Consider the following 14,773-nt stretch of genomic DNA (forward strand, 5'->3'; position numbering starts at 1 on the left):
TTGATTTCAAATAGTTAATTTCTAGGCGGGCGTTACGGGGAAACCCTAACGCCCGTTCGTTCAACTTAAGCTGAGAAGCATGAGATTATGTCAAAGCGAGATTATTACGAAGTATTAGGCGTTGGTCGTGACGCCAGCGAGCGTGAAATTAAAAAAGCCTACAAGCGTTTGGCGATGAAGTTTCACCCCGATCGCAACCCTGGCGACAAAGCAGCCGAGGCGAGCTTTAAAGAAGTTAAAGAAGCCTACGAAATCCTTACCGATGCCAACAAAAAAGCGGCCTATGACCAATTTGGTCATGCGGGTGTGGATCCGAATCGCGGCGGCGGTGGTGGCTACGGCGGCGCGGGAGATTTCGGCGATATTTTCGGTGATGTCTTTGGCGATATTTTCGGCGGTGGACGCCGTGGTGGTCAGCGCCAAGCGGCCCGCGGCTCAGATTTACGTTACAACCTAGAGTTATCACTGGAAGAAGCCGTAAAAGGCCTCACCAAAGAACTGCGTATTCCAACCTTAGCTAGCTGTGATGTGTGTGACGGCAGCGGTGCGAAAAAAGGCACTTCGGCGACCACTTGTACAACCTGTCATGGTCAAGGCCAAGTGCAAATGCGCCAAGGTTTCTTCACCGTACAACAGCCATGTCCAACCTGTCATGGACGCGGCAAGATCATTAAAGATCCTTGCTCTAAGTGTCATGGCGATGGCCGTGTCGAGAAGACTAAAACCCTGTCAGTTAAGATCCCTGCGGGTGTCGACACTGGCGACCGTATCCGCTTAGCGGGTGAAGGTGAAGCGGGTGAGTTTGGTGCGCCACCGGGGGATTTATACGTTCAGGTTACAGTACGTGAACATGCTATCTTCGTGCGTGATGGCAACAACCTCTACTGCGAAGTGCCAATTTCATTCAGCAAAGCGGCGCTCGGCGGCGAGATTGAAGTCCCAACACTGGACGGCAAAGTCAGCCTGAAGATCCCCGCCGAAACGCAAACCGGCCGTATGTTCCGTCTGCGTGGTAAAGGGGTTAAATCGGTTCGCAGCCATGCCGTGGGCGACTTGCTCTGCAAAGTGGTGATGGAAACACCAGTCAACCTAAACGAGCGTCAGAAGGAATTACTGCGAGAGTTTGAAGCGACCCTAACCGGAGAATCAAAGAAGCACAGCCCAAAGGCTGAAGGCTTTTTCGATGGCGTGAAGAAGTTCTTCCAAGACCTAAATAGCTAATTAGGTTTGCTGGCGCCGCTGTTATGTTAGCAGCGCACTAGATAAATAAAGCCCCGCAGTGTTTAACACTAGCGGGGCTTTTTTATAGTTGTTTTATGCAAAACCACTTAAAAGGTTTGATGTTAGTTTGATTGTTCTGCTTTGCTATTTGTCTTTATAGCCGAGATTGTACGTGACTTAAACCTAGCGTTAGGCTTCTCTTTTTTAAAGAAAAATCCAAGTCGTGGGGCTTCACCCCACACCCGACCAAAAGGGGAAAAGCGCCTGTTCCCCTTTTGGATATCCCTCGGCGTCCCCAACGGAGTTGAAAACCCCTTGTGCTCATAGCCAAATTTGCTATCGCTTCCGAAGGCTCCACTTTACATCCATGTAAAGCCCTCCTGTTTGGCAGTCCCAGCCTCTCGCTCATAAGCGCGAAAATCACCGATTTTCATTCGCCCCTGCACCTGCGAAAGCTAGCTTGCCATCCATGGCAAGACTCACGCAATTTGTCTATTCGCCCTGCGGCAACTCCGAGGGGATGGTGTACACATCATATTTTGAGTAGACATTGACTACTCATAAAAGTTGACTGTATTCATCAATTGCTCACTAAAATTAAATATCTCATCTAAGTTATTAATTGGATGCCTTGTTTCATTCTTTTCAGCATCTAAAAGGCCTAGATATTTCTGTTTTGCATTAAAATGTAATCTACAGAGTGGTTTACGGTTGTTATCATCAAGCAATATACCGAAATAACTTTGTGTATCCCTAGCAACAACACGACTCAAATCAACCTTCTGTCTTAGAATTGCTTTGATAATGTTATAACCTTCAACCTCTTCTTCTGTCGTTATTACTTTATTCTTTTCTTCCTCGGGAGTTGAAGGTACATCGGCTTGTGGTACCTCAGTTAACTTATCATTATTTAATGCTGTTTTTATTCTTTCATTAATGCTATCACTCAAAAACTGCATCAAAGCTTTTTGAGTTATATCATGAAATTGTTGCTTCACTTTTGGTGTTAGAGTTCCTTCATACGTTCTTGAAGCAAAAAATCTTACAAACTCTTCCTCTGGCTCTTTGAATTGCTCAGCCACAATTTTCTTAATTTGACTGAGGTACTTTAACTCTCCAGCGCTACTTACAATAGAATCAATATTAAATACAGATTTAGCGAGTTTCCTAACTTCTGGAATAATATGTTCATCTATATCTTCTAAATCAAATTTCAAAAATGGCTTTTCATCCATTTTATTTGGAGCATCGGAGTCAGTAAATATTTGATATTCTGAACCGTTAGTAAGTATTGCAAGACGAGCATTAGTAACTGAAAAATACCTAAATAATTGCGAAGCATGTTTAATTGTAAGCTTTTCACCATATTTCTTACATTCGATGAGTATTTGAACCTCTCCATCCTTCATCAAAGCGTAATCAACTTTTTCCCCTTTTTTGTTTATCGTATCAGCAGTAAACTCTGGAATAACTTCCGTTGGGTCGTATACATCCCATCCTAATACTTTATCTAAGAAAGGCATAATTAAGGCGTTTTTTGTAGCTTCCTCAGTCTGCAAATTGCTTTGAATTTGTGGAATACGTTTGGCTAAAACATTTATACGTTCAATAAAATCCATCTTATTGGCCTCATAGTTTGACTCAGTAAACAAACATAGCCTATATCAGAACGTTGTACCAAAAAATCAACATTGATCACTTTGCGCACACTTTAGGTTTATAAAAATCAAATGTTCGGGATGAGTAAGCTATTCTCTTTTGAAAAATTTACAGCCGAACACAAAACAAGAGGTATACACCTTCCCCTGCGAAGTTGCCGCGGGGCGTTGGAATAAATTGCGTGAGTCCGGTCATGGATGACCGGCTAGCTTTCGCAGGTACAGGGACGTTGCCTTCGGAAGCGATAGCAATTTATCCATAAGACCAAGGCTAGTAATCAATGCATGTAACTTCGCTAGGGGCGGCAAGGGAGATCCAAGAGGGGATTGCTGTTGATCCCCTTTTGGTCGGGTGTGGGTTGAAGACCCACGACTTTGACTTTATCTTTGATTTAAAAATTTAAATGAAGTGTGAAAATTAGGCTTTGGGCTTACGTAACGTAAATAGTTAAATATCCCGTCGAAAACTACCCCAAGGCTTTAGTCAAAGCCCAAACAACATTGGTATTAACTGCCAACTATGCGTAAACTTTCGCTCCCATGTTTTTATTGGTGTTGTGATGACCATTCCTAAGCCTTCTACTTCCCCTGAGCCTTCTCCTGAGTCGTTAACCTTTGCCGAGCTTGGCATCAATTCGACGTTATGTTCGGTATTGCCTGCCGCACTCAAGCATCCGACACGGGTGCAGCAATTAGCGATTCCGGCGATTCTGGCTGGGCGAGATGTGTTAGCGCTATCGCAAACCGGTAGCGGTAAGACCTTGGCTTTTGGTTTGCCCTTGCTGCAAGCAGTCTATCAACAACTTCAGCAGCAAGTCGTATTAGCGGGGGCTGAGTCTGTATCATCCTCGACCAGCAATGTGCAGGCTTTGGTGCTAGTGCCAACGCGTGAGTTAGCACAGCAGGTGAGCGAGGCGCTGCACGCGCTGGCGAGTAAGTTATCGTCTTCTTTGAATATTCAGCTCCTCTGTGGCGGTATCGCGCAGGAAGAGCAATTAGCCGAACTTGCCGCTAAACCGCAGCTTGTCGTGGCAACCCCAGGGCGGTTATTGGATTTATGTACACAGTCCCATATCAGTCTCGAGTCGATAAAATACCTAGTGTTAGACGAAGCCGACCGCTTATTAGAAATGGGATTTTGGCCCGATGTGCAAAAGCTGATGGCAATGATGCCTAAGCGTAAGCAAACCTTATTGTTTTCAGCCACCTTGCCAGAGGCGTTGGATTCCTTGGCGGGTAAATTGCTGAGCAATGATCCCCTACGGGTTGAGGCCAGTACACGCAATGCTGTCGCCGCTGAAATCGAAGAGCGACTGTATTTAGTCAATAAGGGCAGCAAGGCGCAGGCATTGATTGCGTTACTCAAACAATATCAATGGCAGCAAGTGCTAGTGTTTATCAGTGCCCGCGATGATGCCGATGCGATTGCGAAACGACTCGTTAAGACGGGGATAAATGCTGCCGCGCTGCACGGCGAAAAAGATCAAACCGTGCGCAGCCAAACCTTGGCCGACTTTAAAGCCCATCGCATTCAAGTGGTGGTGGCGACGGATTTAATGGCCCGGGGTATTCATGTCGATGCCTTGCCTGTGGTGATCAACTTAGACTTACCTACCAGTGCGCCCGTGTATGTGCACCGCATTGGCCGCACCGCAAGGGCGGGCGCTAATGGGCTAGCCATCTCTTTGGTGTGCCATGGTGAAATGCTAAGCTTAACCGCGATCCGCAACTTGACGGCGCGTGAGTTACCGTTAGCATCATTGGCGGACTTTCCTGTAACCGATAAGCCGAGCGAAAGAGTCAGAGAGGATGGTACTGATAATAAAGTGACGCCTAAGCGCCCACCTCGGGACAAACAGGCAAATCGTCGCAGTCTTAATAAGCACAGCATCAAAGCCTTTAAAGGTAAGCGTTGATATCGTATGACCTAAGATAAGCCGTTACACCGGATCTGATTTTCCAATAAATCAACTGGTTGAGCGATATTTGAAGGGAATAGGGCACAATTTTTCGAATCGACATTGGCTTCGGGTAAAGTAAAATACTGTGTAAGCCCTCAAATGCTCATCTTCTGTTCGAGCAATCAAAGGATAAAAGGGAGTTCTACATGAAATCAAAGCGATTAAGCTTAGTGTTGATGACTGCTGCGCTCGGATTAACCGCCTGTGCAACGACACAGTCGCCCACTGGACGTAGCCAAACCTTGCTTTATTCATCCTCGCAAATGCAGCAAATGGGGGATGCTTCTTTTGAAGAAATGAAAAAGCAGCAAAAGATCAGTAGCGATAAAAAGCTGACACAGTACGTAAATTGCGTGGCGAATCGCGTCACCGCGGTGCTGCCCGACCAAAGCCAGAAGTGGGATGTCGTCTTGTTCAACTCCGAGCAAGTTAACGCCTTTGCATTGCCGGGTGGACACATTGGTGTGTATACCGGGTTACTTAACGTCGCGAGTACTCCGGACCAACTGGCGACCGTATTAGGCCATGAAGTGGCCCACGTATTAGCCCAACACGGTAATGAACAGGTCTCTCGGGCGCAGATGACGGGCATGGGGATGCAAATCGCCGATGCAGCCCTTGGCGCGAGTGGCGTCTCAAACCGTGACTTATATATGTCTGCCTTAGGACTGGGGGCGCAGGTCGGGGTGATTTTACCCTTTGGTCGCGCTCAAGAGAGTGAGGCAGATGTGATGGGGCTGGAGTTGATGGCGCGGGCAGGGTTCGACCCAGCGCAGAGCGTGGTGCTGTGGCACAATATGTCGAAAGCGGGTGGTAGCCAAGGGCCAGAGCTGTTATCAACGCATCCATCCAACAGTAATCGCATTGCCCAACTCGAGCAATTACAGGGGCAAATGCAGCCTTTGTATCAAAGCGCAAAGGCGAGTATCAAAAACCAATGCGTGTTGCCTAAATAGCGATTTAGGGCTTGGCGCTCGTTTAGAGGCAGGCCTTATCTTGCCGCAATTAGGTGCTATTGCTGGATAAATACGCATCGGTTACGTAAAATCGCCGCCAAAGTTAAATAAGCAGTCAGTTTATCAGCATAGGGCGTGGAACTATGATAAACTGGCGCGCAAAATTCCATTGAACATTGAGAGTCGTTAATTATGTCTGATAAATTCAGTACTGTTGAACAGCAAGCAAGCTATGGTGTAGGTCGTCAAATGGGCGAGCAACTGGCTGCTAATTCTTTTGAAGGTGTGGATATTGCTGCCGTTCAAGCAGGTTTAGCTGATGCATTTGCTGGCGTTGAAAGCGCTGTATCTATGCAAGATATGCAAGTTGCATTCACTGAGATCAGCCGTCGCATTCAAGCAGCTCAAGAGCAAGCTGCAGCAGAAGCTTCTGCCGAAGGCGAAGCCTTTTTAGCTGAAAACGCTAAGCGTGCAGGCGTGATCGTGACTGACTCTGGTCTGCAATACGAAGTATTAGTTCAAGGTAGCGGTGCAAAACCAACCTACGAAGATACAGTGCGTACTCACTACCATGGTTCTTTCATCAATGGTGACGTGTTCGACAGCTCTGTTGTTCGTGGTCAACCAGCTGAATTCCCAGTATCTGGCGTTATCGCAGGCTGGACAGAAGCTCTGCAACTGATGCCAGTAGGCACTAAGTTAAAGTTATATGTTCCACATCACTTAGCTTACGGTGAGCGTGGTGCAGGTGCTTCTATTCCTCCATACTCAACGTTAGTATTCGAAGTCGAGTTATTAGACATCGTCTAATGTGATCGAAACGCCTAAGCCAGTCTTAGGCGTTTTTGTATGGAAGTGATGAACAGGTTTGAGGAGATTGAAATGGGTGGACAAGTGAGAGTTGCAATTGTCGGTGCGGGTGGACGCATGGGACGGACTCTTATTGAATCGGCTTATCATCAAGAGCACATTCGCTTAGGCGCGGCTATCGAGCGTCCCGGTTCAAGCTTAGTTGGCGTGGATGCAGGCGAGCTTGTCGGTGTGGGTAAGTTAAATGTCATTATCATGGATTCGCTCGACTATGCGACCGATGACTTTGATGTGCTGATTGATTTTACTGCGCCAGAGGCCAGTATTGTCCATTTAGACTGGTGTGTACGCCATAAGAAAGCCATGGTGATCGGCACAACGGGTTTCAATCATGCTCAAAAAGAACAGATCAATGCCTTTGCCGAGCAAACGCCGGTAGTGATGGCGCCGAATATGTCTGTGGGTGTCAATCTGATGTGGAAATTGCTTGAGTTGGCCGCTGAGGTCATGGGCGATTACACCGATATCGAAATTATCGAAGGTCACCACAGATATAAGAAAGACGCACCATCTGGCACGGCACTAAAAATGGGTGAAGTGATAGCCAAGACCTTAGGGCGTGATCTCGAAAAATGCGCCGTCTATGGCCGCGAAGGGATCACTGGCGAGCGCGACCGTGAAACTATCGGTTTTGCGACTGTGCGCGCGGGCGACTTAGTGGGTGAGCATACCGCCATGTTTGCCGATATCGGTGAGCGTTTAGAAATCACCCATAAAGCCTCTAGTCGTATGACCTTTGCTAATGGCGCTATGCGTGCCGCCCATTGGTTAGTGGAGCAAAAACCGGGTCTGTATGACATGCAGCAGGTATTAGGTTTGAATTAACAGAAAAAACGCCATATTGGCGTTTTTTTTTGCACTCAGATACCAAGGTGTAGACGAGTTTGGGTTTATCCTGTAAACTCGCTGGAATTTGTCAAAATTTCGTAAATCAGCGGAAATTGGTATCTTAACATAACATAAAAACATTATATTTCAGTGGCTTGGCTCTTTATGGAGGTCGCGTTGACAAAGTCTGCCTTACTCGTACTCGAAGATGGAACCGTATTCACTGGCACAGCGATAGGTGCCGATGGTCTCTCTGTTGGTGAAGTTGTTTTTAACACTTCCATGACAGGATACCAAGAAATTTTAACTGATCCCTCTTATTCACGCCAAATAGTAACTTTAACCTACCCCCACATTGGTAACACTGGTACCAATAATGAAGACGTCGAATCCAATGGGGTTCATGCTTGTGGTTTAATCATTCGCGATCTTCCACTCGTAGCAAGTAGTTTCCGCAATCAGCAAACCCTCAGTGATTATCTCAAAGCAAACAACGTTGTTGGCATCGCAGATATCGATACTCGTAAATTAACTCGAATCCTCCGTGAAAAAGGTGCCCAAGCGGGTTGCATCATGGCGGGGGCTGACTTAGATGAAGCGAAAGCACTGGCTGCGGCTAAAGCCTTCCCGGGTTTAAAGGGCATGGATTTAGCAAAAGAAGTTACTACTGACAAAGCTTACCCATGGCGCAAGGGTAGCTGGCGTTTAGTGGGCGGCTTGCCTGAAGATACGCCAGCCGAAGCGCTGAAGTACAAAGTCGTTGCCTACGACTACGGCGTTAAGCAAAACATCCTGCGTATGTTGGTTGACCGTGGCTGTGACGTCACCGTTGTTCCGGCAAAAACATCGGCTGCTGAAGTGTTAGCGATGAACCCAGACGGTGTGTTCCTCTCTAACGGCCCTGGCGACCCAGAGCCATGCGACTACGCTATCGAAGCGATTCAACAAATCCTGAAAACTGATACGCCAATTTTTGGTATCTGTTTAGGCCACCAGTTACTGGCATTGGCATCAGGCGCGAAAACCTTAAAGATGAAGTTTGGTCACCACGGTGCTAACCACCCAGTGAGCAATATCGAAAAAGGTAACGTGATGATCACCAGCCAAAACCACGGTTTTGCTGCCGATGAAGCCACATTACCTGCCAATATCAAAGTGACTCATAAGTCACTGTTCGATGGTTCACTGCAAGGTATCCATCTGACGGACAAACCTGCGTTCAGCTTCCAAGGTCACCCTGAAGCGAGCCCTGGTCCGAACGATGCGGCCCCACTGTTCGATCACTTTATCGAGCTTATTGAACACTATCGTCTTGTAACGAAAAGTCAGAACGCTAAGTAATACGCAAGCTAGGAGAAGAGAGAAGCAATGCCAAAACGTACAGATATAAAGAGTATTCTTATCCTAGGTGCTGGCCCAATTGTTATTGGTCAGGCGTGTGAATTCGACTATTCAGGCGCTCAAGCCTGTAAAGCCCTGCGTGAAGAAGGTTACCGCGTCATTCTGGTGAACTCTAACCCTGCCACCATTATGACCGACCCAGAAATGGCCGATGCCACTTACATCGAGCCAATCCAATGGGAAGTGGTACGTAACATTATCGCGAAAGAACGTCCTGATGCGATTCTGCCAACCATGGGCGGTCAAACCGCACTAAACTGCGCCCTTGAGCTTGAAGCTAAAGGCGTACTGGCTGAATTCAACGTTGAAATGATCGGTGCAACCGCCGATGCGATTGATAAAGCTGAAGACCGTAGCCGCTTTGACAAAGCCATGAAGAGCATCGGCTTAGAGTGTCCACGCGCGGGCATCGCCCACAGCATGGAAGAAGCCTATGGTGTACTCGACCTCGTTGGTTTCCCTTGTATTATCCGTCCATCATTCACTATGGGTGGCTCGGGCGGTGGTATCGCCTACAACAAGGAAGAGTTCGAAGAAATCTGTTCTCAAGGTTTAGATTTATCGCCAACTAAAGAGCTACTCATCGACGAGAGCTTAATCGGTTGGAAAGAATACGAGATGGAAGTGGTTCGTGACCGTAACGACAACTGTATCATCGTCTGTTCTATCGAAAACTTCGATCCAATGGGCGTGCACACCGGTGACTCTATCACCGTTGCCCCAGCGCAGACCCTGACTGATAAAGAATACCAACTGATGCGTAACGCCTCTATGGCGGTACTGCGTGAGATTGGTGTTGAAACCGGTGGTTCGAACGTACAGTTTGGTATCAACCCGAAAGATGGCCGTATGGTTATCATCGAGATGAACCCACGCGTATCACGTTCATCGGCACTGGCATCTAAAGCAACAGGCTTCCCGATTGCGAAAATCGCCGCCAAGTTAGCGGTCGGTTTCACCCTCGATGAGCTGATGAACGACATCACTGGCGGCCGTACCCCAGCGTCATTCGAACCAGCCATCGACTACGTCGTGACTAAAGTACCTCGCTTTAACTTTGAAAAGTTTGCTGGCTCAAACGATCGCTTAACCACTCAGATGAAGTCAGTGGGCGAAGTGATGGCGATTGGCCGTACTTTCCAAGAGTCACTGCAAAAAGCTCTGCGCGGTTTAGAAGTGAGCCGTCACGGTTTTGACCCAATCACTGACTTAACCAAAGCCGATGCCTTAGCGCGCATTCGCCTCGAGCTGAAAGAGCCAGGCTGTGACCGTATTTGGTACATCGCCGACGCTATGCGTGCGGGTTTAACGCTGGATGAAATCTTCCGTTTAACCAACATCGATCCATGGTTCTTAGTCCAGATTGAAGAGCTGATTAAGCTGGAAGGCCAAGTGGCCGAAGGCGGTTTAGCCGGTCTTAACGAAGAGCTGCTGCGTAAGCTTAAGCGTAAAGGTTTTGCCGATGCGCGTCTGGCGGCGGTCCTTGGCGTAAACGAGACTGAAGTCCGTAAACTGCGTGACCGTTTCGACATCCACCCAGTTTACAAGCGCGTAGATACCTGCGCGGCTGAATTTGCCACCGACACTGCTTACATGTACTCAACCTATGAGGAAGAGTGTGAAGCGAACCCATCAGACCGTGAGAAAATCATGGTGTTAGGTGGCGGTCCAAACCGTATCGGTCAAGGTATCGAATTCGATTACTGCTGTGTGCACGCGGCATTAGCACTGCGTGAAGACGGTTATGAAACCATCATGGTGAACTGTAACCCTGAAACCGTCTCTACCGACTATGACACTTCAGATCGTCTGTACTTCGAGCCTGTTACTTTAGAAGACGTGTTAGAAATCGTCCGTATCGAGAAGCCAAAGGGCGTTATCGTACAGTACGGTGGTCAAACTCCGCTGAAACTGGCTCGCGCCCTTGAGGCGGCAGGTGTACCCATTATTGGTACTAGCCCAGATGCGATTGACCGTGCAGAAGACCGTGAGCGTTTCCAGCAAGCGATTCAACGTCTGGAAATGAAACAGCCTGAAAACGATACAGTCACCACCGTTGAAGGTGCTGTGATTGCCGCTGAGCGTATCGGTTATCCATTAGTTGTTCGTCCATCCTACGTCCTTGGCGGCCGCGCGATGGAAATCGTTTACGACCAACAGGATTTACTGCGTTACTTCAACGAAGCGGTAAGCGTATCTAACGCATCGCCAGTACTGTTAGACCACTTCCTAGATGATGCTATCGAAGTGGATATCGACGCAGTATGTGACGGCGAAACCGTAGTTATCGGCGCGATTATGGAGCATATCGAGCAGGCGGGGGTTCACTCAGGTGACTCTGGTTGTTCACTGCCTCCTTACACCTTAAGCCAAGCTATCCAAGACGAAATGCGCGTACAAGTACGTAAGCTTGCGATGGAGCTGGGTGTTGTCGGTCTGATGAACGTACAGTTTGCCGTTAAGAATAACGAAATCTACATGATTGAAGTTAACCCACGTGCTGCGCGTACCGTGCCATTCGTATCGAAAGCGACAGGTGTACCGTTAGCTAAGATTGCCGCCCGTGTGATGGCGGGTCAAAGCTTGAAGGCGCAAAACTTCACTCAAGAAGTGATCCCACCTTTCTACTCAGTGAAAGAAGTGGTGCTGCCATTTAACAAGTTCCCTGGCGTTGACCCACTGTTAGGCCCTGAAATGCGCTCAACAGGTGAGGTGATGGGCGTGGGCGATACCTTCGCCGAAGCTTATGCTAAGGCGCAGTTAGGTGCGACTTCTGAAGTGCCTAAGTCTGGTCGTGCTCTGTTGTCTGTGCGTAACAGCGACAAGAAACGTGTTGCCGACTTAGCCGCTAAGTTGATTGAGCTGGGTTATCAAATTGATGCCACCCACGGTACCGCGGTTATCCTAGGTGAAGCGGGTATCAACCCACGCTTAGTGAACAAGGTACACGAAGGCCGTCCACACATTCTTGACCGCATCAAGAACGGTGAGTACACCTATATAGTGAACACCACCGAAGGCCGTCAAGCGATTGAAGACTCTCGTCAATTACGTCGCGGTGCACTGCGTTACAAAGTGAACTACACCACGACCATGAACGCAGCATTCGCCACTTGTATGGCGCACGCTGCGGATGACCGCACTAACGTGACGTCAGTGCAAGAGCTGCATCAGCGTGTACTGGCTAAATAAGCCATAAGCTTCTGTAATCAAAAGGCCGGGTAACTTAAGTTATCCGGCCTTTGTTTTTAAGGGATAAAAGGTTTATAAACCAATACGCTCGGTTTCCATTGGCGGTGCATCATTGGGCAGCCAGCGATGATAGATTTGTGCAAAGGTGCCATCGGCCTTAATACTGATAAGTGCTTCTTTCCATTTATCGATTTCTTCACTTGGCGTTCCCTTCGAAAAGGCAATGTACAGATGATTCGCACTGATAGTGTAGAGGGATTTGACATCATCAATGCTCGCCCCCGCTTCGGCCAAAATGCTTGGCGCTGTGAGATTAGCATTACACCATAAATCAATGCGTTGCTTCATTAACTGCTTAGCGCTCAGTAGCGGGGTTGAAGAGGGCGCGATATTGGAAAAACCACGCTCGAGTAATAATTGCTCTTCGACTGAAGAGCGATATACGCCAATTGCTTTTGCCTGCTTAGCATCTTCAATTGAGTTTATGTTTAATTGACTGTTTTTCAGGGCGTAGAAGTTTGTTGTACCGACTGCAACGGGGCCTATCATACTAAACATGCGCTCTCGCTCGAGTGTACGAGTCATAGTAAACAGCACTGTATTAGGTTGCTCCGTCATAATCTTCCAACCGCGAGCCCAAGGCACAACCCTTATTGGCTCATGGTTATTAAGTCGTTTTTGGATTTCATGTACGACTTGTACCGCTAAGCCGTCGGGTTTTCCGTCAACGGAAAAGCTAATGGGAGCCCATTCTTCCGTATATATATTGAGAGTGGCTAGTGCGAATCGTGGAATACTGCACAGAAAAATAATGAGCACTAAGCGAATGACAGATTTCATTAATAACCCTAAAAAATTAGAATGTTATATGCGAGTCTCACGGCATGCTCTCAATGAATTAAAGATGACAAGTCTTAAGCTAGCAAGCGACTTTTGGGTTATTTTGTTATCTGTAGGCTGGTAGATGAAATTGACGATTGAACAATATCGATGATTTGAGGCAGATAAAAATAAATACTTTTTGCAAAAACAACGTCAATTGATCTTGTTAGGAGGAGACGAGTGAGATTGTGAGTACATTACAAGCAATAAAGCGCCAAAGGCGCTCTATTGCTTGATGTTGTTGTTTTTACTGGCGGTAAACATCACGTAGTAGATTATCGAGACAATTAACGACTCGCATACTTGAGTCTTCCATTAAACGTAATTGTCTGACCATTTCGGGTAAATTGCCTTTTTGTCTAGCTGCAAGTGCCGCTTTACCCGCATCGTGCACCGCTTTATGGGGAGCGTCCAGCGCTTTGAAGTTGCTTAAATGCTGATAATTCTCTGCGCCAAAGCCTTTAAAATACCATTGGCCTAAACGGCATTCCGTATGGCTGTTTACATCATGGGAGTGATGATTTTTTTCAATCAGTTGATATACATTACTTTTCCAAACGGCGTGGTCTAGTTTTGTCGTATTTAAAAAGGATGCTGTCGCAGCATTATGAATCACATGCTGCATTTTGTTAGAGCGTTGCAACACATCTTCAACCACTTGGCCTATTTGAGTGGAAGAAGAGGCAACATCGAGAGCGCTGTTTTGATTGTTATGAACAATCTCTTTGATATTTGAAGCTTGCGTCACAATCTGTTTAACCAGCTTCTCGATTTGGCTACTGGCCTCATGTGCTTTACTGGCTAATTGCCTGACTTCATCGGCAACAACGGCAAAGCCACGACCCGCCTCTCCCGCCCGAGCGGCTTCAATTGCTGCGTTAAGGGCGAGTAGGTTGGTTTGCTCTGAGATCCCTTGGATAGCTGCAACAAATTGGTTAATAGATGAGGTAGTGCTGTTAAGCTCAGTCACCGCCTTCATACTATTTGTGGCTTGTTCATTGATATAGCTGGCTCGGTTGCCTAAATTCCCTATGGCTACTCGTGTTTGATCAAAAATTTTATCTAATTCAGATAATGATTCTTTTTCTTCAGTGAGTAATTCGGCACTGCTTGCAAGTCCTTCTCTCACTGCATTTAACATCTCGCCACCTTGGTTTTGGCAGGCGATGACTTCGCTGTATAAATCAGTATTTTGACGGGATTGTTGCTGCATAGCCTCGTTTTCGCGGGCCATATTCTTCAGCTCTTCAAGTTCTGATTCATATCTATGCTGTTGATCAATTAACTGTTTTTTTAGAGCTTCGTTTTCTGCTTTGAGTCTGGAATTAAACCACATAAAAACCTCTAAACCGTTATTACTATTGTTATGGCTACTGCTTTTTAACGTCTATGGTGCAATCCCTGTCAATGTTAAGATTAGGTAAAATTTTTCTGATGGTGAAATATTAACTTATCCCAACTCTTTATTCTTATCTTTTTATTAATTAACAGTGGATTTATGAAGTTGAGCAAATAAATTGCCCAATATATTCCCGAAATACAAGATGATAAGGTCGATTTTCATACTATTATCATCGGCTAAGATGCGGTTTATTTTAGAGAAAGACTCAGCCGTCTAGGGGGCTGACGCTTCATAACCATGGATATTTCTAAGTAGCTTGGCGCTTATCGATGGCATAATCAGCCAGCTGAATGTGGCTCTCTGGGGGCATCATTTACCCCATAGAGCCACATTGATATCAGGTCTTATTTACTGAGGCTAAGTTTGCCATATCGACAAACGTTAGTCGTGAAGTGTCAGCAC

Annotated in this window: 10 protein-coding genes; 7 read left to right on the plus strand and 3 right to left on the minus strand. The window is 46.9% G+C overall.

Annotated elements, in window-relative coordinates:
- The first annotated feature begins 87 nt into the window (after positions 1 to 87).
- Entirely contained in the window at positions 88 to 1,221 is a 1,134-nt protein-coding gene (gene dnaJ / locus EYR25_RS03835) for a molecular chaperone DnaJ (protein WP_023268337.1), read from the plus strand.
- Positions 1,222 to 1,775: 554 nt separating this feature from the next.
- Here the strand turns inward: dnaJ and EYR25_RS03840 are convergent.
- On the minus strand, positions 1,776 to 2,840 hold the full coding sequence (locus EYR25_RS03840; RefSeq protein ID WP_088210917.1) for a type I restriction endonuclease: 1,065 nt from the start codon (positions 2,838 to 2,840) through the stop codon (positions 1,776 to 1,778).
- A gap of 599 nt (positions 2,841 to 3,439) precedes the next feature.
- On the opposite strand from EYR25_RS03840, the gene EYR25_RS03845 reads away from it, so the two are divergent.
- From EYR25_RS03845 to carB, 6 genes are all read left to right on the plus strand, one after another.
- On the plus strand, positions 3,440 to 4,795 hold the full coding sequence (locus EYR25_RS03845; RefSeq protein ID WP_133178603.1) for a DEAD/DEAH box helicase: 1,356 nt from the start codon (positions 3,440 to 3,442) through the stop codon (positions 4,793 to 4,795).
- A 191-nt stretch (positions 4,796 to 4,986) separates the two neighbouring features.
- Positions 4,987 to 5,796: a M48 family metallopeptidase gene (locus tag EYR25_RS03850; RefSeq protein WP_133178604.1), complete on the plus strand. Its 810-nt coding sequence runs from the start codon at positions 4,987 to 4,989 to the stop codon at positions 5,794 to 5,796.
- A 192-nt stretch (positions 5,797 to 5,988) separates the two neighbouring features.
- On the plus strand, positions 5,989 to 6,606 hold the full coding sequence (gene bamJ, locus EYR25_RS03855; RefSeq protein ID WP_133178605.1) for a BamJ family beta-barrel-assembly machinery protein: 618 nt from the start codon (positions 5,989 to 5,991) through the stop codon (positions 6,604 to 6,606).
- A 72-nt stretch (positions 6,607 to 6,678) separates the two neighbouring features.
- Positions 6,679 to 7,491 (plus strand): 4-hydroxy-tetrahydrodipicolinate reductase, encoded by an 813-nt coding sequence (dapB, locus tag EYR25_RS03860; RefSeq protein ID WP_011716092.1) that lies wholly within the window; start codon positions 6,679 to 6,681, stop codon positions 7,489 to 7,491.
- Positions 7,492 to 7,659: 168 nt separating this feature from the next.
- Positions 7,660 to 8,835: a glutamine-hydrolyzing carbamoyl-phosphate synthase small subunit gene (gene carA, locus EYR25_RS03865; RefSeq protein WP_023268331.1), complete on the plus strand. Its 1,176-nt coding sequence runs from the start codon at positions 7,660 to 7,662 to the stop codon at positions 8,833 to 8,835.
- A gap of 27 nt (positions 8,836 to 8,862) precedes the next feature.
- Entirely contained in the window at positions 8,863 to 12,087 is a 3,225-nt protein-coding gene (gene carB, locus EYR25_RS03870; RefSeq protein WP_011716094.1) for a carbamoyl-phosphate synthase large subunit, read from the plus strand.
- 72 nt (positions 12,088 to 12,159) lie between these two features.
- Here carB and EYR25_RS03875 read toward each other — a convergent pair whose 3' ends face one another.
- Positions 12,160 to 12,927: a substrate-binding periplasmic protein gene (locus tag EYR25_RS03875; RefSeq protein WP_133178606.1), complete on the minus strand. Its 768-nt coding sequence runs from the start codon at positions 12,925 to 12,927 to the stop codon at positions 12,160 to 12,162.
- Between the two features lie 289 nt (positions 12,928 to 13,216).
- The gene (locus EYR25_RS21475; protein ID WP_023268329.1) at positions 13,217 to 14,305 is read right to left on the minus strand and encodes a methyl-accepting chemotaxis protein; all 1,089 of its coding nucleotides are present in this window, start codon (positions 14,303 to 14,305) and stop codon (positions 13,217 to 13,219) included.
- Positions 14,306 to 14,773: the final 468 nt, after the last annotated feature.

Source organism: Shewanella decolorationis, assembly GCF_004354305.1.
Lineage (GTDB): Bacteria > Pseudomonadota > Gammaproteobacteria > Enterobacterales > Shewanellaceae > Shewanella > Shewanella decolorationis.

Bases quoted from the DNA above. Each gene is read 5' to 3' on its own strand.
- EYR25_RS03875 (WP_133178606.1), bottom strand. From the start codon at position 12,927: ATGAAATCTGTCATTCGCTTAGTGCTCATTATTTTTCTGTGCAGTATT.
- EYR25_RS03845 (WP_133178603.1), top strand. From the start codon at position 3,440: ATGACCATTCCTAAGCCTTCTACTTCCCCTGAGCCTTCTCCTGAGTCG.
- EYR25_RS03840 (WP_088210917.1), bottom strand. From the start codon at position 2,840: ATGGATTTTATTGAACGTATAAATGTTTTAGCCAAACGTATTCCACAA.
- dapB (WP_011716092.1), top strand. From the start codon at position 6,679: ATGGGTGGACAAGTGAGAGTTGCAATTGTCGGTGCGGGTGGACGCATG.
- dnaJ (WP_023268337.1), top strand. From the start codon at position 88: ATGTCAAAGCGAGATTATTACGAAGTATTAGGCGTTGGTCGTGACGCC.
- carA (WP_023268331.1), top strand. From the start codon at position 7,660: ATGGAGGTCGCGTTGACAAAGTCTGCCTTACTCGTACTCGAAGATGGA.
- carB (WP_011716094.1), top strand. From the start codon at position 8,863: ATGCCAAAACGTACAGATATAAAGAGTATTCTTATCCTAGGTGCTGGC.
- EYR25_RS03850 (WP_133178604.1), top strand. From the start codon at position 4,987: ATGAAATCAAAGCGATTAAGCTTAGTGTTGATGACTGCTGCGCTCGGA.
- bamJ (WP_133178605.1), top strand. From the start codon at position 5,989: ATGTCTGATAAATTCAGTACTGTTGAACAGCAAGCAAGCTATGGTGTA.
- EYR25_RS21475 (WP_023268329.1), bottom strand. From the start codon at position 14,305: ATGTGGTTTAATTCCAGACTCAAAGCAGAAAACGAAGCTCTAAAAAAA.